Source organism: Candidatus Accumulibacter sp. ACC003 (assembly GCF_907163085.1).
In the GTDB taxonomy this organism is placed as follows: domain Bacteria; phylum Pseudomonadota; class Gammaproteobacteria; order Burkholderiales; family Rhodocyclaceae; genus Accumulibacter.
The window spans coordinates 18022-39081 of record NZ_CAJQTX010000007.1 but is presented as its reverse complement, the minus strand read 5'-3'; the positions used below and the strand labels follow the sequence as shown (position 1 = coordinate 39081).

At 64.3% G+C, this 21060-nt stretch carries 19 protein-coding genes and 3 pseudogenes; 7 read left to right on the top strand and 15 right to left on the bottom strand.

Annotation, left to right across the window (positions count from 1 at the left end; translation table 11 throughout):
• Nucleotides 1–50 precede the first annotated feature (50 nt).
• Nucleotides 51–224, bottom strand: a complete 174-nt coding sequence (locus QZ656_RS15575) for a hypothetical protein (protein ID WP_291994254.1) — start codon at nucleotides 222–224, stop codon at nucleotides 51–53.
• Nucleotides 225–467: 243 nt separating this feature from the next.
• Between QZ656_RS15575 and QZ656_RS15570 the strand changes: the two are divergent.
• A pseudogene (locus QZ656_RS15570) lies at nucleotides 468–1265 on the top strand (IS110 family transposase); the annotation flags it as partial.
• A gap of 117 nt (nucleotides 1266–1382) precedes the next feature.
• On the opposite strand, the gene QZ656_RS15565 reads toward QZ656_RS15570, so the two are convergent.
• On the bottom strand, nucleotides 1383–1583 hold the full coding sequence (locus QZ656_RS15565) for a hypothetical protein (protein WP_291991615.1): 201 nt from the start codon (nucleotides 1581–1583) through the stop codon (nucleotides 1383–1385).
• The gene (locus QZ656_RS15560) at nucleotides 1580–2374 is read right to left on the bottom strand and encodes an ATP-binding protein (RefSeq protein ID WP_291992004.1); all 795 of its coding nucleotides are present in this window, start codon (nucleotides 2372–2374) and stop codon (nucleotides 1580–1582) included. Before QZ656_RS15560 ends, QZ656_RS15565 begins: the two co-directional genes overlap by 4 nt.
• Before the next feature lie 145 nt (nucleotides 2375–2519).
• Here QZ656_RS15560 and QZ656_RS15555 point away from each other — a divergent pair, with 145 nt between their 5' ends.
• Entirely contained in the window at nucleotides 2520–4706 is a 2187-nt protein-coding gene (locus tag QZ656_RS15555) for an IS4 family transposase (protein WP_291994253.1), read from the top strand.
• Nucleotides 4666–4851, top strand: a complete 186-nt coding sequence (locus QZ656_RS15550) for an IS4 family transposase (protein WP_291994686.1) — start codon at nucleotides 4666–4668, stop codon at nucleotides 4849–4851. Before QZ656_RS15555 ends, QZ656_RS15550 begins: the two co-directional genes overlap by 41 nt.
• A gap of 36 nt (nucleotides 4852–4887) precedes the next feature.
• Here the strand turns inward: QZ656_RS15550 and QZ656_RS15545 are convergent.
• Nucleotides 4888–6126 (bottom strand): annotated as a pseudogene (locus QZ656_RS15545) (DDE-type integrase/transposase/recombinase); the annotation flags it as partial.
• Nucleotides 6127–6255: 129 nt separating this feature from the next.
• On the bottom strand, nucleotides 6256–6789 hold the full coding sequence (locus QZ656_RS15540) for a DUF6431 domain-containing protein (protein ID WP_291991888.1): 534 nt from the start codon (nucleotides 6787–6789) through the stop codon (nucleotides 6256–6258).
• A gap of 181 nt (nucleotides 6790–6970) precedes the next feature.
• Here QZ656_RS15540 and QZ656_RS15535 point away from each other — a divergent pair.
• Nucleotides 6971–7393, top strand: a pseudogene (locus QZ656_RS15535) (transposase); the annotation flags it as partial.
• Nucleotides 7394–7425: 32 nt separating this feature from the next.
• On the opposite strand, the gene QZ656_RS15530 reads toward QZ656_RS15535, so the two are convergent.
• The 5 genes from QZ656_RS15530 to QZ656_RS15510 all read right to left on the bottom strand — a co-directional run bounded on the left by QZ656_RS15530 (nucleotide 7426) and on the right by QZ656_RS15510 (nucleotide 13173).
• On the bottom strand, nucleotides 7426–8334 hold the full coding sequence (locus QZ656_RS15530; RefSeq protein WP_291994252.1) for a metal-dependent hydrolase: 909 nt from the start codon (nucleotides 8332–8334) through the stop codon (nucleotides 7426–7428).
• Nucleotides 8335–8394: 60 nt separating this feature from the next.
• The gene (locus tag QZ656_RS15525) at nucleotides 8395–9996 is read right to left on the bottom strand and encodes a rhomboid family intramembrane serine protease (RefSeq protein ID WP_291994251.1); all 1602 of its coding nucleotides are present in this window, start codon (nucleotides 9994–9996) and stop codon (nucleotides 8395–8397) included.
• A 375-nt stretch (nucleotides 9997–10371) separates the two neighbouring features.
• A complete protein-coding gene (locus tag QZ656_RS15520; RefSeq protein WP_291994250.1) occupies nucleotides 10372–10614 on the bottom strand; it encodes a thioredoxin family protein in 243 nt (80 codons plus the stop codon).
• Between the two features lie 10 nt (nucleotides 10615–10624).
• On the bottom strand, nucleotides 10625–11689 hold the full coding sequence (locus QZ656_RS15515; protein ID WP_291994685.1) for a permease: 1065 nt from the start codon (nucleotides 11687–11689) through the stop codon (nucleotides 10625–10627).
• Nucleotides 11690–12099: 410 nt separating this feature from the next.
• Entirely contained in the window at nucleotides 12100–13173 is a 1074-nt protein-coding gene (locus tag QZ656_RS15510) for an Rpn family recombination-promoting nuclease/putative transposase (RefSeq protein WP_291994249.1), read from the bottom strand.
• A gap of 217 nt (nucleotides 13174–13390) precedes the next feature.
• Here QZ656_RS15510 and QZ656_RS15505 point away from each other — a divergent pair, with 217 nt between their 5' ends.
• Nucleotides 13391–13903, top strand: a complete 513-nt coding sequence (locus tag QZ656_RS15505) for a hypothetical protein (protein WP_291994248.1) — start codon at nucleotides 13391–13393, stop codon at nucleotides 13901–13903.
• Between the two features lie 245 nt (nucleotides 13904–14148).
• On the opposite strand, the gene QZ656_RS15500 is transcribed toward QZ656_RS15505, so the two are convergent.
• The 4 genes from QZ656_RS15500 to QZ656_RS15485 all read right to left on the bottom strand — a co-directional run bounded on the left by QZ656_RS15500 (nucleotide 14149) and on the right by QZ656_RS15485 (nucleotide 17617).
• Nucleotides 14149–14352, bottom strand: a complete 204-nt coding sequence (locus QZ656_RS15500; protein ID WP_291994247.1) for a heavy-metal-associated domain-containing protein — start codon at nucleotides 14350–14352, stop codon at nucleotides 14149–14151.
• Between the two features lie 118 nt (nucleotides 14353–14470).
• Nucleotides 14471–16027, bottom strand: coding sequence for a HAMP domain-containing sensor histidine kinase (locus QZ656_RS15495; protein WP_291994246.1), 1557 nt, complete (start codon nucleotides 16025–16027; stop codon nucleotides 14471–14473).
• Complete coding sequence (locus tag QZ656_RS15490; RefSeq protein WP_291994245.1) at nucleotides 16024–16725, bottom strand: response regulator transcription factor; 702 nt, start codon at nucleotides 16723–16725, stop codon at nucleotides 16024–16026. Before QZ656_RS15490 ends, QZ656_RS15495 begins: the two co-directional genes overlap by 4 nt.
• A 76-nt stretch (nucleotides 16726–16801) precedes the next feature.
• Entirely contained in the window at nucleotides 16802–17617 is an 816-nt protein-coding gene (locus tag QZ656_RS15485; RefSeq protein ID WP_291994244.1) for a spondin domain-containing protein, read from the bottom strand.
• A 453-nt stretch (nucleotides 17618–18070) separates the two neighbouring features.
• Here QZ656_RS15485 and QZ656_RS15480 point away from each other — a divergent pair, with 453 nt between their 5' ends.
• Both QZ656_RS15480 and QZ656_RS15475 read left to right on the top strand, forming a co-directional pair.
• Nucleotides 18071–19144 carry a Druantia anti-phage system protein DruA gene (locus QZ656_RS15480; protein ID WP_291994243.1) on the top strand — a complete coding sequence of 358 codons (1074 nt, stop codon included), beginning with the start codon at nucleotides 18071–18073 and terminating at the stop codon, nucleotides 19142–19144.
• Nucleotides 19108–19857, top strand: coding sequence for an ISAs1 family transposase (locus tag QZ656_RS15475; protein ID WP_291992873.1), 750 nt, complete (start codon nucleotides 19108–19110; stop codon nucleotides 19855–19857). Before QZ656_RS15480 ends, QZ656_RS15475 begins: the two co-directional genes overlap by 37 nt.
• Nucleotides 19858–19943: 86 nt before the next feature.
• On the opposite strand, the gene QZ656_RS15470 is transcribed toward QZ656_RS15475, so the two are convergent.
• A complete protein-coding gene (locus QZ656_RS15470) occupies nucleotides 19944–20927 on the bottom strand; it encodes a lytic transglycosylase domain-containing protein (protein ID WP_291994242.1) in 984 nt (327 codons plus the stop codon).
• Nucleotides 20928–21060 lie beyond the last annotated feature (133 nt).

Here is a 21060-nt window from a genome sequence, read left to right as displayed (position 1 = left end):
AGCCGACACCAAAGCCCCCGACACGAAGGCCCCTATCGGAGCCGCCGTCGTCAGCGTTCGGGAACGCGCCGGTAACCCGCCGCCGTACCGCTGATCTCGCGCCACAGCTCGCTGATCGGAACCCGGTTGCGGGCGGTGTGATCGACCCACTCGGTAGGCACCGCGGCACCGGGATGAAAACGAACACCCCAGATCGGCTCGAAGTGATCGGTACTAACGGTCATTGCGTGAGGCGGCTCGCGCCACCCCGGATGATGAAAGAAAATACGAGTGGGTGGAAACGGCAGAGGTCGAGCAATGAGATGGTGGTTGGACCCCGATGCCTAACGTGACCCGCTGAACCGACTCGTACCCCGGATTGCCTCGTAGAGAGCGCACGGTAAAAAGGCCGCAGGGGCAACCCTGCAGGTTGTTTCGGTCAAGCGCCGTTCCCACCCGTTCGTGACTTTACGGGAAAGGAGTAACGGATGGAACTGGCGAAACTGTACAAGCGTGTCGTCGGGCTGGACGTTCATCAGGCGAAGATCACGGCCTGTGCGATCACGGAAGATGAGGCCGGCCAGACGAGTGTCGAGTTGGCCGAGTTTGGTGGTTTCAAGCGTGACCGCCAGGCGATGGCGCAATGGGTGGCCGCTCACGGCGCCGAGATGGTCGTCATGGAGAGCACCGGCATCTACTGGAAGAGTCCGCATGCGGCGCTGGAACAGGTCGGCATCGTCGCGACGGTCGTCAATGCGCGGCACGTGAAGACCGTACCTGGCCGCAAGACGGACTGGGCGGATGCGCAGTGGCTGGCGATGCTGGCGCGAGCCGGCATGCTACGCGCGTCCTTTGTGCCGCCGGCACAGTTTCGGGCTTTGCGCCACGTCGGGCGACAACGCCAGCAGCTGGTCGGCATCCTTTCGAGCGAGAAGAACCGCGTGCACAAGATCCTCTCCGACGGCGGCATTCGTTTGTCGGTGGTGGTGAGCGACATCCACGGCGTCGCCGGGCGGGCGATGGTCAAGGCGCTGATCGCCGAGCACTCTCCCGCCGAGGTGTTGATGCTCGCCGGCAACCGTCTCAAGGCCGACCGTACGGAACTGCTCGACGCGCTCGACGGCGAACTCACCGCCGACCACCGCTTCGTGCTGCATGAATTGATCGCGCACGTCGAGGAGCTCGAACGCCGTATCGATCGTTTCGACCAGTATCTGCTCGATCAACTGACACCCTACCGAAGCACGCTGGCATTGATGCAGACCATCCCCGGCATCGACGCCGTCTGTTACGTCCGGCCCTAATCCAGACTCCTCGGCCCAAGCTTTTCGAGGTTGAAACGATGGCCGAGTCCCATGCTGCAACCGGAAGAGTGATCCCGGCGGCAACGTGGGATGAAGGCCCTACCGAGGCGGCAGCAGCGGCAACCGCCAAGACTCTTCGGGATCGTACAGATTCATCTGCCGCTGGTGGTAGCGGCGTAGCTGTACGGCATAACGGCTTTCACAAGCGACGGCGAGCTGGTGAAGGAACTGACTGAGCGCGGCAACGCTTTCATCGGAGAGGCCGTCGGGGAATAGCGGCTCGGCAGAGCGGCGCTTCATCGCAATTCCTCGATCGCCAACTGCAACAGATCGTCCGGCAAATGATTCAAACCACGCGGCACCGCCAGGCGCATCGCCGTGCGCAGAATTCGCCCGGCATGCCGCGGCAAGCCCTTGCTCGCTTGGCGCAAGATCTCCAGGCCTGAATCGCTGAGCAGCGTACTGGTACAACCGGCACTCTTCAGGCTGTGCTGGATCAGCAGCGCGAAGCGCTCGCGTTCGAGCACCGGCTTGAGCTGCACGCGCACCTGAATCCGCCCCGCCAGCGCCGCATAAGGCGCCCGCTCCAGCGTTTGCGCCAGTGTTGGATGACCGATCAACCAGACCGCCATCACATCGCGCGTATCGAAGGCGAAGTTGAGGAAGGCCGGCAAATCCCGAAAGAACTCCGGCGGCAGATTCTGCGCCTCATCGATGATCCACACCGGCATCAGCTGACGGCTATCGACCAACTGCAGAATCCGCTCCTTCAGATCGCGCCACAGCTGCGCCCGCCGATACCCCGGCTCGACACCCAGCGCCCGTGCCAGACCGCGATAGATATCCAGCCGACCAAAGTCGGTCTCCGCCTGATAGATCACCTGATAACGATGCGGATTCAGGCCACGGGTCAATTGGCGCAAGGCCGCCGTCTTGCCCACCCCGGGTTCGCCGGTGATCAGGCCGACGCCCGGTGAGTGCAACAACCACGCAAAGCGCTCGGCCAACTGTCCCAGCGTACCGTCATCCCACAGCTCGGCCGCTTGCTTGCCCAGCGGCGGATGCCGCAAACCAAAGTGCTGAAGGTCCACCTCACTCTCCTTCGGGGTCGTAGTACTGCTGATAGATCTGCTCGATCAGATTCGGGCCGCTCGCCCCTTTCTGGGGCGGGCTAGCGCTGCCCTTGCCCCACAATAAGTGCTGGACTTTTCAAGGCGGGTCGGCCATCCTGACGGGATGGAAAAACAACATCAGATTAAACGAACGCTAGCCCAAACGGATTCGATCGAAACGATCTGCAACCTTCTGGGTAGCTCTGGTCATTCTACGCGTTCGGCGTTTGTTGGCGCGGTGTGCGGGCACTTCGGTTTTGTCGACGCGCGCGGGAAAGCACAAACCAGTGGCTGTATAAAGGCGCTGCGGGAGTTGGAACGTGGCGGTCACTTTGTCCTTCCCAGCGCACGGCCGCGGGTGTCGGTCGAAGGCCGCCGACCACGGCGCCTGGGACAGCCGGTCGAGGCGCCGAGCGGTGTACCGGCGCAAGCGGAGGCGGTTCAGGAACTGTCACTACTCCAGGTTGAAACGGTCGATCAGATGCGGCTGTGGAATGAACTGATGCTGAGCGAACACCCACAGGGGGCCGGGCCGCTGGTGGGCGCACAGATGCGTTACCTGATCGGCTCGGCGCATGGTTGGCTGGGCGGTCTGGGATTCGGCGCCGCCGCCCTGCAACTGGCGGATCGGGACCGCTGGATGGGCTGGGACGCGACGACGCGCCGGCAACAGTTGCACCGGGTCGTGGGCATGAGCCGCTTTCTGATTCGGCCGTCAGTCGCTTGTCACAACCTGGCCTCGCGTGTGCTGGGCATGGTTCTTCGTCGCCTGGGCGGGGATTTCCAAACGCAGTACGGGTATCAGCCCTGGCTGGTCGAAAGCTTCGTCGACAGCGCGCATTTTGCCGGAACCTGTTACCGGGCGGCGAACTGGGAGGCCATCGGGCAAACCCGAGGTCGAGGCCGCCAAGACCGCGCGCATCAGAAGAACAAGACGGTCAAAGCGATCTACGCCTATCCCTTGGCGTCGGACTGGCGCAGCCGACTGGGGCTTCCCGAACCGATCGGCCTACCGGCGCTGACGATCGCCGAGGGCCTGGAGGGCAACGCGTGGGCGGCGCAGGAGTTTGCCGGGGCCGCACTGGGGGATGAGCGGCTCAGCCAACGCCTGGTCGATAGTGCCTGCACGCTGGCGGCGATGCCCGGACGCGCGTTCTCCGGCGCGGCACAAGGCGACCGCGCCGCGGTCAAGGGGCACTACCGGCTGATCGACCAGGCCGCTGACTCGGCCGTCACCCTTGAAGCGATCCTGGCACCGCACCGCCAACGGACCCTGCAGCGGATGAAAGCGCAGGCGACGGTCCTGTGCATCCAGGATGGCAGCGACCTCAATTATTCCGGACTCGCGCAATGCGAGGGCTTGGGGGTGATCGGGAGCAATCAGACGGGTGCCCAGAGTCGGGGGCTGCACCTGCATTCGACGCTGATCGTGAGCACCGAGGGCCTGCCGCTCGGCGTTCTGGCGGCGCAGTGCTCGGCGCCGATCGCCACGGCGAAGAACGAGCCGCCGGGGGCGACGCCGGTGCCGATTGAAGAGAAGAAGACCTTCGCCTGGATTGAGGGCTTGCGCACGTGCAGCCAACTGGCCAAAGAGCTCCCCACGACACGCCAGATCTGTGTCATGGATCGCGAGGCCGATTTCTTTGAACTCTTCGATGAGCAGCGCCAACGCGCCCGCGTCGATCTCTTGATCCGAGCCCAGCATGACCGCTGTACCGGCGAGGCCCTGCGTCTCTTCGAGTCGGCCAGACAAAGCCCGGTGCAGGGCCGCTTGAATATCACGGTGCCTCGGCAAAGTGCCCGAGCGAAGAAAAGCAAGCAGAAGGCCCGTGCGCCGCGAAAGCAGCGCTGTGCGGCGGTCGCCTTGCGCTATCGGCGCGTCGATCTACCGCCACCACTCGCACACAAGGGGAAGGCGCCGATCACGCTGTGGGTCGTGCACGTGCGGGAAACCGCTCCGCCAGAGGATGCCAAGGCGCTTGAGTGGTTTCTGCTGACGACGCGCGAAATCACGACCGTCGAGCAGGCACAGGAGTGTCTGCGCTGGTACTGCCTGCGCTGGCGCATTGAAGACTGGCATCGCGTCCTGAAGAGCGGTTGCCGCGTCGAAGCCTTGGCGCATCGAAGCGCCGAGCGATTGCAACGCGCCATCGCCATCCATCTGGTGATTGCCTGGCGGATCATGTTGATGACCCTGCTCGGCAGAGAATGTCCCGGGCTTCCCGCTGACGTTCTATTCTCGGACCTCGAAATCGAGGTGCTCGAGGCCTATGCAAAAAAAAAGACTGCCTCAGCCCAGACAGCTGGGTGATGCCGTGCTTCTCGTCGCTCGCCTGGGTGGCTACCTCGGCCGTGCCACCGATCCGCCCCCGGGACATCAAATCATGTGGCATGGCTATGCCCAGCTTCAGACTCTGTGCGAAGGCTTTTGTCTCAACACGAAAAACTCGTGCTAGCTGAAGATGTGGGGCAAGGGCAGGACTAGCGTCCGCTGGGTCAGACTGGCGTCGTTGGCGCGTGGCATTGGCCAGCGCATCGAGTGGCGTCGCCGCACCGATCGGTTCCCCTTGCTCGTCCTCGACGCCGATCACCGTCTCGGTATGCGGATCGACCACCAGAGACACCGTTTTGCCCGACAGTTCAAAGGGCACCTCGAAGCGTTGTCCCTGATACGATACCGTGCCATCCTTCCTGACCAGTCGCGTGACGCGATGCTGGAACAGGGCATCGAGGCTTGCCGCCAACGGCCCCAACGGACGAATCCTGGACAGGTCCTGCTGGTAACGCGCCAACGGCGTCATGCCGGCGAGACCGGCGTGCGGGCTGCGGTGATAGACCTGTTCAAGCCACGCCCAGAGGCGGGCATTGAGATCGTCCAGGCTGGCGATATGGCGCTCATCGAGTTCGCTGAGAAACTGATCGCGGCAGCGGCGGTGCCAGCGCTCCAACTTCCCTTTGCCCTCGGGCGCGTACGGCCGACAGTGAATCAGGTGGATGCCCAGCCGGGCGCAGATCCCTTGCAGCGTCTCGGCGCGGTAGGCGGCGCCGTTATCGACCACCAGCTTGAGCGGAATGCCGCGTTTGAGCACCGCCTGCTTGAGCACGCCTTCGATATCCAGGGCGGTTTCTCCGGGGCAGAAGGCGCTGTGCGTGAGTAGCCGGGAGGCGTCGTCGAAGAGCGACACGAGATAGCTCTTGGCGAGTTTGCCGTCGATCGGCACGCGTGGGCCGTGCATCACGTCGCCATACCAGATCGCCCCCGCTGTCGCGGCGACGAAGCTGCGTTTCTCCTCGGGCAGGCTGGCCGAGCCGCTGATTCGTGACAGGCCGTGCTGCTGCAGCAGACGGTGAATGGTCGACCGGGCCAGGCGGCCACGGGCGACGGTGCCGGTGGCTTCGAGCAATTGTCGAATCTGGCACAGCGAGCGCCGCGGGTTGTCGCGCTTGGCGGCGAGAATGGCCGCCTGGGTGGCGGCCGGGAGCTTCGATTGCCCGCGGTCGGCGCGCGGCTTGGGCGTCAGGCCGTCAAGCTGGCGGAGGCGCCAGGCGTAGTACCACGCCTGAATCGTCTTCTCGCTCAGATAGCGCCGACGGCTGCCGGGGATGGCGTACTCGCGGCTGGCCAGCTCCCGGAGGAGCTGTTGCAGTTCGCCACGTTCCAGCCGCTCGCGGCTGATCAGGGGACCGAGAACGGACAGGCGAAACAGGGCTTTCGGATCAATCGGGTTCATAACCACTCCTGGTGATAAATCGGAGCGGTGATCAAACCAGAACGGCCGTTCTAATGACAGGAGCAAACTGTGTGGGGTCCCCGCCCGGGCGGGGACCTCACCGTCTGCCGCTCGTTCGGAATCAGTTCATCACGGGACGCTGATCTCCCGATCAAGCCAGGTCATGGCCTGTGCCAGGCCGATCGATTCGAACACCCGGCGCCAGAAAGCGCTGCCGTCGACCGTCCGCCCGAGGTCGGCAAAGCGAGCACGCAGGTGAAACTCGAACAGCAGGCGGCGCTCCTGGAGCCAGGCCCACCAGCGACCGGCGGTGCGCCGCTCGGGCGCCGCGCCGGGTGCGCCGGGGCGATCGGGCGCACCGCTCAGCCGCTGTGCCAGGACCGCTTGCTGCACTGACCAGTCATACCAGCGGCGCGGCGCGATGCACGCCGGCAGACGCGAACACGTCCGCCGACATCCAGAGCAACAGTAGCGGCAGATCGGCACCGGATTGAGTGAATCCTGCCCGGCTCGCCGGTCGGCCTTGCGCTCGTAGTGCCCGTGCTGCCAGAGAATCTTCAGGCCGCAATGCGGGCAGCACGGCGGTCGATACGCTTCGGGGGTTTGCTTGATGGCCTCAAGATGCTGCTCGATCGTCTCGATGCCGGCTACAATTCGCTGCATGGGCTGGGCGCTTTGCTGTGTGGTTTGTCTTGATAACTTCCCACGATAGCAGAGTTGTCCCGGCCCTTCTTTCGTTCACTTCGTCCCAACATCCTTCAGGCAGGCCGCCTTCTTTCGCCCTCGCCGTCCACGGGATATCTCACGCCGTCAGTTCCTGGAGAGCGGCGGACGTAACACCGTCGGTGCCGCCTTGCTGCTGGTCGAGATCGGTAATGACATGAGCGCCTTCGGCTCGGTTGATCGACTGGCCTCATGGGTGGGCATTTGTCCTGGCAACAACGAGTCCGCCGGCAAGCGCAAGACCGGACGAATACGAAAAGGCAACCCCTGGGTCCGACGCCTGCTTTGCCAGTTCGCCCACGCGGCCAGTCGGACGCGATGTGCTTTCAAGTCCAAGTTCGAGGCGCTTCGCTTGCGACGAGGGCATAAGCGCGCCATCGTCGCCATCGCCCACAAGATTCTCAAAACGGTCTTCCTGTTGATCAGCCGACAGACGCACTACCGGGACTCGGCAACCGACTTCGAAGCCCTATCTGTTGCACGCAACGCCCCTCGCTGGTTGAAGATGCTCAAGAAGCACGGTTTTATCCCCGCTGCCGCCTGAGCTACTCTTCCCGCCTGTTGCTCTCAATGGCATCAAGTGCCAGAGATTCGCTCGCCTTCAGGAGGGTGTTCTTTCACGGTAAGCGAGTAGCGGGCGTCGCCGATGACGCTCGGGTCAGCGCTGGCGCGCGCCACCCAACCGGCCGAGAAGTAGCTGAAGCGAGCGAAGTCGCGACGCACGCGTTCGTCGGCAAGCGCCGACGGCGGCAGATCACTGGCCAGCAGCAGATCGACCTTGCTGCCCTCCTGCCAGCGCGTCGCGTCGGCACCGACGACTCGCAAGCGGTCGGTATACAAGGTCTCGCCCGATTGGTAGACCGATCGCCAGAGCAGCTGATTGCCGACCGTCGGGAACATCTCGGCACGATCCAGCGGATGGCCACGCGCGGCCGCGATTCGCTCTTGTACCGCCAGCGCGCGCTCGCGCTGCCAGGCGGCGCCGCCGATGTACGCCAAACTCAGGAACAGCGCCAGCGCCGCTGGCCAGCGCGCGCGCCGGCGCACCGCGAAGACCAGCCCAATCAGCAGGATCAGCGTCAGCAGCGGACCGATGGTGGTAATCCAGTTCCAGGCCACGCGCAAGGGCGAAAACGGCCACAGCAGGTGCGTACCGTAATTGGTGCAGGCGTCAAGCAGCGCGTGCGTTGCGTAGCCGATGGTGGTCGCCGCGACGATCGCTCGCCAGTTCGGGCGATAGCGCTGCTGCGCCAACCACGGCGACGCGGCGACCAGGCCACCGACCGGGATGAAGGCCAGCGCGTGCGTGAAGTGGCGGTGATACTGAATCGCCAGCAAGGGGTCCGCCGAACTCCTGATCAGGATGTCGGCGTCGGGCAGAACACCGCCGACGGCGCCAAGCAGCCACGCCTGCCGGCCGAGGCGCGGGCCGAGGGCGACCTGTGCGGCGCTGGCGCCGAGCAGTGCATGCGTCAAGGGATCCATTGCAGCTCCAGCCAGTGGTAAGGAATGATCGAAGCCGCGGCGGCGGCTATGGCGGGTCGTTTACTGCACCCGCTCCGGAAGCGGCGCGCTGGCAACCGTTGCCAATGGCGCCATGGCCACCAGGCTGGCAGTCGCCAGGGCAAACAGTGCCAGCGTGGCAAGCGTCCGTGTGGCAACGCTCGTCCGGTAGTGATCGGGATCGAAACGCGTCGGCAGAATGAAGGCCGCCAGGCAGCCTCCGAGCAGGCCGCCGACGTGCGCCGCGTTGCCTACGCCACCGTTCGCAAAGCCCATCGAGAGCGCATAGAAAACAAAAAATCCGACCCCGAGCAGCGTCGGTTTGCCAAAGGACTTGAGCAATTTGTCGCGATGCCGGAAGACCGTCACCAGCAGCGCGCCAACGACGCCGAAAACAGCGCTCGAGGCGCCGACGGATACCGCGTACTGGGCGGCAAAAGAGAGATTCAAGGCGCTGCCGAGCAGCCCGCAACCCACATAGATAATGACCAAAAGGCGGGCGCCGTAAATCCGCTCGATGATCTGGCCGACGGCGTACAGCCCGAGCATGTTGATCGCCAGGTGCACCAAGCCGCCGTGCAGGAAGGTGCCGGTCAGCAGCCGCCACCATTCGCCCTGCTGCACCTCGAAGGCCGCGACGCCGCCCCAGGCGACGAGGTTTGCCGCGGGCGTTCGCCAGAACTCGGCGCCAAAGAGTAGCGTCGCCAGCCAGATCACGACGTTGACGCCGATCAGCACCCAGGTCGCCCAGGTGTGTGGCTGCAGCGCCTTGATTCGCTCCTGACACTGTCGGCTCTCGCGGAGTTCGTTAACTTCCTGTGGCTCGCTGGTCGTCGTTGCGCTCTCGCCAGCGAGCGCGCTCAGCGCCAGGCGGTGGTGGCGCCTGACGGCGTCGAGGAGTTGTTCCTGATCAGCAGCCGCGAAGGCCAGCAATCCCAATGTCGGCCGCGCCGGATTGCCCCCCGTCCACGACCGCCGCTCGTCGCGCAAGCCGTCGACCGCCTTGAGGTGAAATGTCAGCAGGCGGCTGCCGTACTTGGCGTCGACGGTGATCGTCTCGATCTCTGTCCAGCGCAGCGCCTTTTCCTTGCCGACAAGAATAGGCGCCGTGATGGCTTCGTCGCCGAGAATCACCAGCGCCTCGCCAAATCGCAGTTGCTCGCGGAAATAGCGCGCTATGGGTAGCGCGAAGAGGAGCAGGATGGCCACGGTAATAAGCGCGTCAGACGACAAGCCGCCGTGTTTCAGGACCGCCACGACAAGTGCCACCAGCAACCCGGCCAGCGCGCAGATCCTGGCTCTCGCCAAAGTGCTGTCGCGGGACGCGAAGAAGCCTTCGCTCGCTTGCTCGGTGCCGAGCCCGGCCGGCGACAATTCTGCGACCGGCGGCTCGCCACCGGCGGCAGACACCGAGGCCGCCTTGGCACCGACGGCTACGGGCGAATCGCCCGCCAACCGCGAATCGAGACCCTGATTACGCTTTGCCGCGTAGCCATCAGGCGCTTTGTCCGTCGTCGCGGTCGCCGACAGTCGGGAATCCGATCCAGACCGAAGCGGTACCAGCGCACCGCACTCGCCGCAAACTTCGGCGTCCGTAAGGTTTTTGCTGTGACAGACCGGGCACGCCCAGCTATGGTCAGACATCGTTCGCTGCCTCTTCAACAAGTTGCCAAAATGGCTGGCCCAGCAGCCGCCTGCAGCCGGGCGATACTACGCGCCCGCGACGAGCGCTGTAAAGCCGTGTGGCGCTGGTGGGCGTGCCGCTTGCCGGCGACGGCTATCGTCGCGGGCGAGAACGGTCGTTGGCCGCATCGTAGGGTTGCCGGCGGTTTCGCGGCGTGTTTCGTGGCCGCTCGAATTTCAGCTCACGACCGCCTGCGGCCAGTGGCGTTGACGGTAAGCCGGTGGCCGCAAGCTATTCCAAAGCCGCCCTGAATTGACTGCCTGGCGTTGCCAATATGGCTCATTGCCGTCCGCGTCAAGCATGACAATCAAATCACAGCAGTGACAGTTGGCCGCTTATCCGCTCTTCTGCAGCCAGGCCGCCACTTTCTTTGGATCAGGCAGACCGCCCGAGTGCACCAGTTGGCCATCAATGACCAGTCCAGGCGTACTCATAACGCCATAGCCGACGATCCTTGCCATGTCCTCAACCTTCTCCAGGTTGATGGCAACTCCCGTCTGTTCGGCCACCTGTTTCACCATCTCGCTGACGGCTTTGCATCGCGCACAGCCGGGACCCAGAACCTTGACTTCTTTCATGATGCTCTCCCTATAGAACGGCATTGAATACGTAACCCACCAACAGGATTCCGCAAGCCACAACGCCGACAAATGTCGCGATTAGGCGCGGCTTCAATGCTTTACGCAGAATAATGATCTCGGGGGCCGACAAGGCGATGACGCTCATCATGAAAGCCAATACGGTACCGAGCGCAGCGCCCTTGCCGATCAGAGCCTCAACAATGGGGATGATGCCCGCCGCGTTGGTGTACATGGGCACGCCGAGCAAAACGGCGGCCGGAACGGCCCACCACACGTCCTTACCCATGAAGGAGGCCATGAAGTCCTCCGGCACGTAGCCATGAATGCCAGCGCCGAGGGCTATCCCGGCAACGATGTAAGGCCATACCTTGCCGACGATTTCCCGGATGTGCGCAAGGCCCGCCTCACAGCGTGCTACCCAGGTCAGGGATTCCCGCTCGCAGCCCCCCGGCCCCCGGTCTGTTCCCGCTTGCATGGCCTGTACCCAATCCTCCAGATGACGCTCCATCTTCATTTGACCGATGACCAGACCAGAGACGATGGCGACCAGGAGTCCGAGGCCGAGATACAGGGAGGCAACCTTCCAACCGAACATGGCAAACAAGAGCGCCAGAGCCACTTCGTTGACCATGGGCGCCGAAATCAGGAACGAGAAGGTCACACCCAAAGGGATGCCGGCAGACAGAAAACCGATGAACAAAGGGACGGCCGAGCACGAACAGAAGGGCGTCACGATACCCAGCGTAGCGGCCAGAAGGTTACCAACGCCTACCCTTTTCCCCGAAAGCAGTGCTCGCGTACGTTCCGGCGCAAAGAACGTTTGAATGACGCCCATCACGAACACGATTCCCGTCAGTAGCAACAGCACCTTCGGCGTGTCATAGAAGAAAAAATGGAGTGCCTCACCAAATGCGGTTTCTCGGCGCAAACCCAGCAGGCGCAAAACGCCATCGGCGAACTCTGTCAGATGGGTGTAGGCAGCCAAGCAAAAAAGAGCGGCTACAGTAACACCAGCAAGCCAACGGAGCGTGCGATTCTGTTCATGGGACGCTTGGGAGGTATCGATTTGCATGACGACTTTCGCTTTTGAGCTCACCTTACTGCGGAAGACGAAGAGTCTGCGCCAAGGATGCACGAACAACAAGAATCACTGCTCGAGTGTTGCTCGTGGCATGAAGAAACAGACGTTCCCCGCTTCATCAAATCAAACCTGGCAGGCTGTGACGAATTGGGCCTGCAGTCGTTTTCATGCGCATTGAATACGAGATTTGGCGGCAGGCAAACATGCTTCGCGCATTCGCCCGTTGTCGCGCCTTGAACGCGACCGATAATCGGGCGCCATCTGGCAGCTCCTTTTCCGACAATCGCCAAAAACCTCTGCCGACCGCGTCCGGCAACGGCGGCACGTGCGTTCGCAGCGACGCACGGGGGTGCTTCGTTCCTGCCGGCGGCTATCGTCAGGTCTGAGCGCGACGGACGTGATCAGTCGACCGCTGCCGCTTGGGAGTCGCCTGCGAAAACGTCGTCGAGCGTCGCCGCGTCGAGCAACTGCAGACCCCAACTCTCGACTTGCGCCGAGCTGGCGCCCGCCAGCCGTTCCGCCACCCATGCCGGCAGCGTGCCAAAACGGCGCGCAAGCTGCTTCTGCAGCAAGGCCGCCTCGCCCTGCTGCAGGCCCTCTTGCCGCCCCTCTTGCCGCCCCTCTTGCCGCCCCTCTTGCCGCCCCTCTTGCAAGCCCTGCTGCCGCCCCTCGCGCAGGCCATCCTCTTTCCACTGTTTGGTCCATTCGTCGACGGTTTCTGCCAGCATGGTGTCGATCTCCTGTAGTTCGTTGACTTCGGGCATTTCCTGCCCGGGCATCAGCCGGCGCAGCACGACGCGGTTGATCCAGACGACGAAGGCGCGGCGCAGGCTCGCATATTCCGGTCCCTGCAAACGCTTCTGCAGCAGTGACACCGCTCGCCGCACGTCCGCCGGCGCACGGCTGCCTTCGAGACGAATGATACCGGCGACCGTGTTCGCCGTGTCGCTCAGTTCGGCGTCACCGAGCGCCGCCTCCTCGAGCAGAAAATAGCGCTGCGCCGGATGATAGGGCCGCAAGCTGGCCGGCAAGGGCTCAATCAGTTCGCTGACTTCGCGGGCCGCGGTCCAGCGACGGCGCCCGTTGTAAAGAACCAGCGGAAAAACCGCCGGCAGCTTTTGCTGGCTGCCGATCTCGCCACTCTTGATCAAATCCTGATACAGCAAGCCGGTATAGACCATGACCCGCAAGGCCATCCATGGATCGACGCTGCTCTGGAATTCGAGCAGCAGGTACACGTAGAGCCAATCGCCGCGGTGGCGCAGGCGCCAGACGATGTCGTCCTCGCGCTCGCGCAGATCGTCGCTGACGTAGCTGGAGGCGACCTTTTCGAGCGTTGCGAAATCAAGCTCGGCGACCCAGTCCTCGGCAACGAAACCGCGCAACAGGTCCTCGACGACCTGGGCGTGCGAAAAGAGCAGCTTGTAGCCCGAGTCGTAGGTCGCGGCAGCGGGCGGTGGCGAGTCGGCAGGCATTGCGTCGATGGCCTCCGGGTTGCAGATCGTTGGTCGTGCGAATGCGCGTTGACGTTCACTTCGGCGTTCATTCTCGCACAGCGCACCGCAATGGGCAGCAATGCGCCGGCTCGCTTGGCCCGCCGCCGACAAGAACAAGCGAGCGCCAGACCTTGCCCCTCTCTCGTCACCAGCCATGAATAAACGCCAGCAAGGAAGCGCACTGCTACGACCCCTGATGGACGCGAGCCGCCGTGACACCGGGCTAAGCCTCGCCGTTCACGACCAACATCGCGACATTTACGATTCGACCGACCAACGCGGCGCGACGAGCGACCTCACGGTGCGCGGCGTGAGCGGTTGGCTGGATCGTGGCTGCGTCGGCGAACCACACGCGCTGTCGCGGCTTCTAGACGCCGTGCGCGCCGACGCCAGCGACCAGCTGCAGGACATCTTCCAGAGACTGATTGACGAACTCGACGGCCAAGGCAGAGCGATCCCAGGCAGCGGGCTTGGTGAACTCGGCGACCCGCGCTGCAAACGGTGTCGCGGCGCACACGGCGACTACCTGCTGCCGCGCCAGGTGGGTATCGCTGCTGGAGCCTACAACGACGAGCGCTGGTGGGAAGGTACGACAGCGCAGGGCTGGCAACACGGCGAAGGAACGACGGAGGGGCCGAGCAGCAACGGCGCGAAGACCGGCAGCAGCTGCATGACGATCCGCAGCGCATCAAAGCTCTGCTTCGGCTGATGCCAGAGGGCGAATTGGAAGCGCGACTCGAAGACTGGTGTCCGGCCGGCAGGCAAACCAAGCCAGTGTGTTGGAACGATCCGGCGCAGCTGAGAGGCGGTCGACAACGAGGCGAAAACGGTCAGCGGCCGGATAAATCGCCGGCAGGCGCGGCAAGCTGCTGGACTGTCGCGTCGCTGCGCTCCTCGTCGCGACCGCCTGAGGAGCCAGGTCGCGATTGTCAACGAGCCGCTTTCCCGCCTTCGCTATTCCGTCGGATAGCCCGCGTCCTCGATGATCTCGCGAATGTCGCTCTCGCTGACCATCGTCGTGTGCTCGATCGTCGCCTCGCCGCTTGCCAGCGAGACGTCGACCGAGCCGATACAAGGCAGGTCCTGAATGGCGTTCATGACGAGGCGCAGGCAGTCGTCGGATTTCATGCCGGTGATCTTGAGGGTGGTGGTGGGCATCGCGGGCTCCTCGTTGCGGGTTTGGGGGGTGCCCGATTGTATGTGACGCCGGCAGGGTCGGCCAAGCTGATGAGTTTGATCACCCCGAAGCAGCGACCAGCACGGGCCAGCCAGCCCCCTACATCGCCTGTGCCAGCGGCAGCGCCAGGCAAAGACGCGTGCCGCCGTTCGGCGACGGCAAGGGTCGCAGGCTGCCGCCGTGCAGTGCGGCGACGCGTTGGGCAATTGCCAGCCCGAGGCCGCCGATGCCGCCGCTGCTGCGCCTGAGCGGTGGGTCGCGCAGCGACTGGCCGTGTTCGAGGCGATGCCGCACTTCTTCGGGCAGGCCGCCGCCGGCGTCCTCGACGGTGATCCGCGCCTGTCGCCCGTCCTGGCTGACGCTGACACGCACCGGCGCGGCGCCAGGGGCATGGCGCAAGGCGTTATCGATCAGGTTGGTCAACGCGCGCTCGATGAGCTGCAGGTCGCCATCGAGCTCAAGTCTCCCGGGCGGCTCGCCGTGCAGGGTCACCGGCGGCGGGTCGCCGTTGACTTCGAATTTCTGCACCGCGTCGGCGACCAGCTCGTCGAGGCGAAAACGCTCGCAGTGCAGCAACTGGTCGGTCGATTGCAGCGCCGCCAATTCGAAGAGCTGCTGCGACAGGCGACGCACCTTGTCGCTCTGCGCCAGCGCCGCGGCGAGCACGCGCTGGCGCTGCCCGGGCTCGGCGAACGCCTTGCCGGCAAGCGCTTCAAGGTGGCCGTGCAGCGCCGTCAGCGGCGTGCGCAGATCGTGCGCGACGCTGGCCATGGTCTCGCGATGCGCGCTCGCCTGTTGCTGCTCGCGCGCGGCCTGCGACTCGATACGTTCGGTCATTTCGTCGAAAGCGGCGCCAATCGCCTGCACTTCATCGCCAGCGCTCGGCAACGAGCGGCGGTCGGCTTCGGCGGCGTGCAGGGTATGCAAGCTGTAGTCGCGCAGGCGACGCGCGAGACGGTGCAGCGGCTGCGTCAGCCGGCGCAGCGTGAAGGCGCCGACCGCCAGCGTCACCAGCAGCCCCAGGCCGGCGACCAGCGCGGTGCTCTGCCAGACGCGACGCTGGCTCAGTTGCCCGGCGACGGCTTCGCGCGCCGGCCCGTCGAGGACGATGTAGAGGTAGCCCGGCGGGCGGCTGTCGCCGGCCCGCGGCGGGAACATCGCGGCGCTGAAGATGCGCGGAATGCCCGAGCCCATCGGGTCGCTGCCGCGCAGCGGCAAGACGGCGCCGCCGAGGAAGGCACGCAGCGGCCGCAGGTCGACCTGCTCCTGCTGCACCATGCCGGGGTCGCCGATGTAGGCCTGCACGCGGCCGTCGGCGTCGAGCACGTAAACCTGAATGCCGGGGTTGACGACCATCAGCATCGACAGCAGCTCGTCGCGCGCGGCGCGGTCGGCCTGGTCGCGGTCGTGCTCGCGGACGGTGATCTCGGGCCAGTGTTCGACGATGTGCCGGGCGAGCCCGTGCGACAGGCGCTGCAGCGACTCCTGCTCGTCCTCGGCGGCGACGTGCCAGCCGAGGACGCCGACCAGCGCCCCGTAGGCGAGCAACAGCAAGGCCATGGTCATCGTCAGCCGCGAGGAAAACGAACGCCGCAAACGCCCCGGGCGCGGCGCACGCCGCGCCGAGCACGCCACGTCACGGCTCACCGTACTCATGGCGAAGTCTCTTCAAAACGATAGCCAACACCCCAGACGGTAACGATGCGGCGCGGCTCGCGCGGGTCGTCCTCGATCTTGGTGCGCAGGCGGTTGATATGCGAGTTGACAGTGTGCTCGTAGCCGTCGAAACCGGCGCCCCAGACGCGGGCCAACAGTTCGCCGCGGCTGAAGGCGCGGCCCGGGTGACGCGCCAGGAAGTGCAACAGGTCGAATTCGCGCAGCGTCAGCGGCACGGCGCTGTCGGCGCGCAGCAGTTCGCGGCGCACGGTATCGAGGCGGAAGGGGCCAAAGCGCAACTCCGACGCCACCGCCGGCGAGGCGCGCAACTGCTCGATGCGGCGCAGCAGGGCGCGCACGCGGGCGACCAGTTCAAGCATCGAAAACGGCTTGGCGAGGTAGTCGTCGGCGCCAAGTTCGAGGCCGAGGACGCGGTGCGCCTCGGCCGAACGCGCGCTGAGCATGATCACCGGCACGTCGGCGTGGCGCGCGCGCAGATGGCGGCAGACGTCCCAGCCGTCGGCGCCGGGGAGCATCAGGTCGAGCAGCACCATATCCCAACGCTGGCGGTCGATGGCCGCCATCGCGCGCAGTCCGTCGGACTCGCGATGCAGCCGGTAGCCGGCTTCTTCAAGGTGCAGGCGCAAGGCGCCGGCGATCGCATCGTCGTCCTCGACAAGCAACAGTTGCTCGTTCATGCGACGACCAACGCGGCGCGCTGTCGGCGCCGGCGCCGACAGCATGTCACGAAGCGAACAAAGCCGGCGCTGCCGTTCACACCGGCACGACAGTCGACGTGGCGCTTCGCTTGTTGCGCCGGCGGCCGACCCAGCCAACGGCAAGCAGGCCGGGCAGCATCAGCGCCAGGCTTTCGGGCTCGGGCACCGCCTGAAAGCTGATGCGATAAATCGGCGTAGCGCTGTCGAGCTGGCTGGCGAAGACATAGTTGGCACCGGTGGTCAGCGTGTCGAAGCCGGCGAGTTGCGTGAAGTTCTTGCTGATTACCCCTCCCTCGTCGGCGTGCAGCCCCGCGTCGCCGACGAACGCAGCACTCGCTATATCGAAGGCTTCGGAGCCGGCGTCCCAGATGTCGTTCGCCGTCTGGACGATCGACGTGATCGCCAGCTTGCCGGCGACGTCGAACAATTGGTATTGCATCGGCGACTCGTTACCGATGAACGAGTCGTTGCTCGGCAGCACCATCGCCGCGAAAGTGAAGTAGCGGTTGATTGCCGAGTCGACCGTGAAGATGCTACTGGTACTGGCACCAGGCAGCAAGACACCGACGACCGGCGCGACGATCGCGGCACGTGTCGAATTGGCATCGGCGGCGGCAAACGCCGCCTGCCATGCGCTGCCATTGCCGAGTTCGGCGAGGGGGGTCAGCGCGGCGCTGGCAGGATCACCGCTGTTGAAGGGATCGAAACTGCCGTTGCCGAAGCCCAGTTGCAATGGCGTGAAGCTGATACTGTGGCTAGGCGCGAGGTTGGTGATGCTGACCTGGATCTGTGCCGCGCCGGCGGTGGCACAGAAGGCCAGCGCGGCAACACCGGCAACCAGGCGGAAAGGAATGGCAAGACGTTCGTGCATCGCGGTTCTCCTCGAGGAAAGAGTCAGATGGGAAATCGAGCCCGAAACCTCGAGCCCGCACGAACGATGATAGGAAGCGCGCGTCCCCGAGTCCTCATGAAAGGATCACCGCGCGGTGAACATTAATGTGAAAGTCGCGCAAGCGACTCACGAAGCTCCCTTCTCCCCTCGCGGGAGAAGGGCCAGGGGGTGAGGCGGGGAATTCAGGGAGCCTGCTCCCTGCCCGGCGAACGATTCCGGCGCGCAAGCCGGAATGCGCACTGCAAGTGGAGGGGAACGGTCATGACTTTCATGATCTGGGGTATCTCAACATGTCATGACCGTTTGCGCCTGAATGTCAACCGCCTGCGCCAGCGAGGCAGGGTGGATTTGTCCTCTCAGGCAACGCACGGGCAATCAAGCAGTTAGTTCTTCCCCCTGGACATCTGCGCCGGAAGTCCGTATAAATGGCGCATGGAAAGCGTTCTTGGTGCATTGCGTGTTCGCTTGGTGGGCAAGAGCGAAGAGGCTCGCTATCGGGAGTTGATGGCAGAGCATCACTACCTGGGCGACCTGGCGAAGATCGGGCACACGCTTTGGTACGTGGCCACCTACGGCGAAAAGTGGACGGCCCTGCTGAGTTTCTCTGCGGCGGCCTGGAAATGCGGCGTTCGTGACCGCTGGATCGGCTGGGACTATCGGCATCAGTACGATCGCTTGGGCCTGGTCGCCAACAACAGTCGCTTTCTGATCCTTCCCGATTGGCATTACCCCAATCTCGGCTCCAAGGTGCTCTCGCTGTGCGAGCGACGGGTCGCCGAGGATTGGCAGGCGCATTTCGGGAAGCCGCTGTTACTGCTGGAGACCTTTGTGGACCCCTCGCGCTTCCAGGGGACCGTCTATCGCGCCGCGAACTGGACGCCTCTGGGGCTGACGCAAGGCTTTCGCCGCACCCGAGAAGGCTACAGCGCCCACCCGACGTCGCCCAAAGTTGTCTTTGTTCGCCCCTTGCAGGCGGACGCTCGCGGCCAACTTTCCCGCTCGATACTCAACCCCCGCTATCGCACAGGAGCGCCCAGGATGATGCTCACCGCCGAACAGATGCGCACGCTTCCCGATTTCTTTACCGGCATCGCCGACCCGCGGCGCGCGCAAGGAAGACGCCATCCCCTGCCGGCCGTGCTGGCCATCGCCACGGCGGCGGCGTTGTGCGGAATGCAGGGCTACAAAGCCATCGCCGGGTGGGCCAAAGACCTCACACCGAAAGCACGCGAGCGTTTCCGCTGTCGTCGCGAGAAGGGCGTTTACCGCGTACCCAGCGAGTTCATCATTCGTGACGTCCTGATCCGCGTCGATCCCACGGCACTCGACCAAGCGTGTCAGCAGTGGAACAAGGCCTATGCTCAAGACGACCCCAGTCTGGCGGTCGACGGCAAGACCATGCGCAATGCCCATGACGAGCACGGTCAGCAAACGCACATCATGAGTGTGGTCGGGCATCAGACCGGCGTGTGCCACACCCAAAAAAAGTCGGCACCTTGCCCGTAAATGGCGGGGACGAGCTCAAGCAGACCAATGAAATCGGGATGTTCATACCCCTGCTCGATGCGATCGATATTCAGGGCAAGGACATCACCGCCGACGCGCTACTGACACAGCGCAAGCTGGCGACCTACCTGGTGGAGCGCAAGGCGCACTATCACTTCACGGTCAAAGGCAATCAGCCAACACTGCAAGCCGATATCGCGCTCCTCTTCCAGGATCGGAAGGGGGCAGACTTCATGGCGGTTTCGCCACCTGACCATGGTCGGATCGAGACTCGGCGTATTTGGTGCAGCAATGCCCTCAACGCCTATCTCGACTTCCCGCATGTCGGCCAGGTGTTCTTGATCGAGCGCGAAGTGCTGCACAAGAAGAGCGGCAAGCGGACGCACGAAATCGCTCTCGGGATCACCAGTCGCCCTCCAGAACAGGCCAGCCCACAGCAAATCCTCGCCATCAATCGCGGCCATTGGTCGATAGAGAACCGCTGTCACTACGTCATCGACTGGAACTACGACGAGGACCGTAGCCGTATTCGGACTGGTTACGGACCCGAGAACATGTCACGCCTGCGCCGCTTTGCCGTCGGAATCCTGCACCACTTCTCCGACGGCAAAACCAGCATTTCCGAAAAAATGCGCCACCTCAACCGCAACATCCGATTGGTCTTCGACTACCTGCGCATGACCAAAAATTCTACAGGCCACGTATCACCTTGATCCCGGCACGAGAACAAATTTACCGTGCCAGCGAGGTGGCTGCACGGACGCCGCTCCGCGAGTATGTCTGGCGGTGCTGGCCGCCGTCAATCGGCAAGGCGACGGCCCGGCACGCTCTTGGCCGGGCGCCGTCTGGCGGGTGCCGTACCACTCACCGCCACAAAGGGCGCCTGCTCGCTGGCAAGGTCTGGCAGCGGTATCGCCAGCGGCACCAGAGCAGGCGTCTGGCGGCGGCGATCGGCTGGCGCCGCCGCCGCCAAGCCGGCGAAGAGCAGGACGTGGCGGACGTATTGCCGTGTTTCGAAGCACGACGACGCGTCACCACAAAGCTCGGCGCTTTCTTTGTCCGCGGCATGGTAGGCAGCGATAATCAGACCCCGGTCGCCGAGAAAGCGCTTGTCCAGCGACGCCAGGTAGGCCAGCGCGGCCCTGACGTTCTGCTCGGCATCGAAGGGCCTGGTGACGCCGAAACGCCGCTGCGTTTCCGGGTCCAGTTGCATCACGCCCTGCGCCTTGTTCGGCGACACGGCGTTGGCGTCGAGGTTCGACTCGGCGAGGGCGATGGCCAGCGCCAGACGCGCATCGACGCCGTATTCGTTGGCCAGACCGCGGATCAGCACGGCGAGTTTCTGCTTGTCTGCTGATTGATGCGCCAGATACGCATCGAGGTCAAAAGCCGCGGTCTTGGTGGCTGCTGAAAAAGCGCCGCAGGGTGCGTCGAGGAGCGCGCTGTCGACGCGTGCATCGTAGTACTTGAGCGCGTCTTGCCGGCCGAGACGCGCCGCCAGCGCCAGATAGGTGTTGGCCAGACCTTGCTGGCGCGCAGCCGGCGGTGCGCTGGCCAGCAGTCGTCCGAGGTGGAAGAATCCGTCGCCACTGGCCAACATCCCGGCATCGCAATAGAGCGCCATGGCCAGTAGCGGATTCTTGCTGATCCCGATGCCCAATTCCGCCGCTCGCCCTTGCTCCAGCGCGGCCAGCACTCGTGGCGCCTGGCGGTCGCTGTCGGCGTACGCCGGCGCGGCAAGAAAAGCCGCCGACAGTAGCCGCCACAATATCCTTAGGAACATGCGTTTTCACCCTGCGTCGCTCTCGCTGCCGCCAGTGCAGCTACTCGCCATGGCGGGCGGGCGATCTCCGTGTCGCGGCCGCGCCTGCGACCGTCAGCAGCAGTGTCGCCGCAGAGGCGACGCAACGGATAGG

Coding starts and splice junctions, on each gene's coding strand:
- QZ656_RS15525 (WP_291994251.1), bottom strand. CDS start 9,996: ATGTCTGACCATAGCTGGGCGTGCCCGGTCTGTCACAGCAAAAACCTT.
- QZ656_RS15575 (WP_291994254.1), bottom strand. CDS start 224: ATGACCGTTAGTACCGATCACTTCGAGCCGATCTGGGGTGTTCGTTTT.
- QZ656_RS15520 (WP_291994250.1), bottom strand. CDS start 10,614: ATGAAAGAAGTCAAGGTTCTGGGTCCCGGCTGTGCGCGATGCAAAGCC.
- QZ656_RS15490 (WP_291994245.1), bottom strand. CDS start 16,725: ATGAACGAGCAACTGTTGCTTGTCGAGGACGACGATGCGATCGCCGGC.
- QZ656_RS15505 (WP_291994248.1), top strand. CDS start 13,391: ATGGACGCGAGCCGCCGTGACACCGGGCTAAGCCTCGCCGTTCACGAC.
- QZ656_RS15565 (WP_291991615.1), bottom strand. CDS start 1,583: ATGAAGCGCCGCTCTGCCGAGCCGCTATTCCCCGACGGCCTCTCCGAT.
- QZ656_RS15530 (WP_291994252.1), bottom strand. CDS start 8,334: ATGGATCCCTTGACGCATGCACTGCTCGGCGCCAGCGCCGCACAGGTC.
- QZ656_RS15485 (WP_291994244.1), bottom strand. CDS start 17,617: ATGCACGAACGTCTTGCCATTCCTTTCCGCCTGGTTGCCGGTGTTGCC.
- QZ656_RS15480 (WP_291994243.1), top strand. CDS start 18,071: ATGGAAAGCGTTCTTGGTGCATTGCGTGTTCGCTTGGTGGGCAAGAGC.
- QZ656_RS15500 (WP_291994247.1), bottom strand. CDS start 14,352: ATGCCCACCACCACCCTCAAGATCACCGGCATGAAATCCGACGACTGC.
- QZ656_RS15470 (WP_291994242.1), bottom strand. CDS start 20,927: ATGTTCCTAAGGATATTGTGGCGGCTACTGTCGGCGGCTTTTCTTGCC.
- QZ656_RS15550 (WP_291994686.1), top strand. CDS start 4,666: ATGCAAAAAAAAAGACTGCCTCAGCCCAGACAGCTGGGTGATGCCGTG.
- QZ656_RS15495 (WP_291994246.1), bottom strand. CDS start 16,027: ATGAGTACGGTGAGCCGTGACGTGGCGTGCTCGGCGCGGCGTGCGCCG.
- QZ656_RS15515 (WP_291994685.1), bottom strand. CDS start 11,689: ATGCAAATCGATACCTCCCAAGCGTCCCATGAACAGAATCGCACGCTC.
- QZ656_RS15510 (WP_291994249.1), bottom strand. CDS start 13,173: ATGCCTGCCGACTCGCCACCGCCCGCTGCCGCGACCTACGACTCGGGC.
- QZ656_RS15540 (WP_291991888.1), bottom strand. CDS start 6,789: ATGCAGCGAATTGTAGCCGGCATCGAGACGATCGAGCAGCATCTTGAG.
- QZ656_RS15555 (WP_291994253.1), top strand. CDS start 2,520: ATGGAAAAACAACATCAGATTAAACGAACGCTAGCCCAAACGGATTCG.